At 39.8% G+C, this 754-nt stretch carries 1 protein-coding gene; it reads right to left on the bottom strand.

From position 1 onward, the window contains the following. Positions 1 to 271 (bottom strand): FAD-dependent oxidoreductase (locus ACS8FC_RS16970; RefSeq protein ID WP_439297648.1); only part of this gene is annotated, 271 nt, incomplete at its 3' end. Positions 272 to 754 lie beyond the last annotated feature (483 nt).

Here is a 754-nt window from a genome sequence, read left to right on the forward strand (position 1 = left end):
CATTGATATGATCATAAACCAATTCTGTACCGAAGCGCTCAGCATGTGCTTTCATACGCTCCATCAATGCAGGACCGGTCAAATCATGCGCATCGCCTGGCCAGTTATCGACTTCAGTGGTGGTGGTTAATTGGCCACCCACTTCCATACCCGTTACCATAACAGGTTTAAGGTTAGCGCGTGCCGCATAGACCGCAGCAGAGTAACCGGCAGGACCTGAGCCTAAAATGATGAGCTTTTCGTGACGTGGAGCAGTAGTGTCAGTTGCCATGAGTTGTTCCTTTCTAAATATACGAATGAAAAATATGAGTTATAAATATAATAAAAAAAAGTCAAGCGTTGCTACTAATATGGTTTTTCTAATTGCTGTGTGATAATAACATAAGGGTAGATAGCAAAAAGTGCAAGTTTGCTAAAACAAACACAGCTATCATTAGAATCAAAGCATAATAACCTTGAAATACTCGTGCTAGAAACAGCTGGTATTTTATAGGGTCTACATAAAATTGTTAGCAGTATTCTGTTAGTAACTTTTGGATTATTCGCAGATTTTTTGCGCAAATCGTACATTGATTTACTTTCTTGCACGCTTTCTTTATAAGAGTGTCGCCACTGTACCTATGTATTTGTTATTATAAGAAGTTATGCCAAGTGTGGCAGAGCTTAAGCGATGACTGCTATGCTCAGGCCTTTTGAGAGGCGAATCTCAACCAAACACTTTGCTAGGTACCTTTATATGTCAGCACTTTATGTC

It is taken from the genome of Psychrobacter sp. 1Y4 (assembly GCF_051847555.1).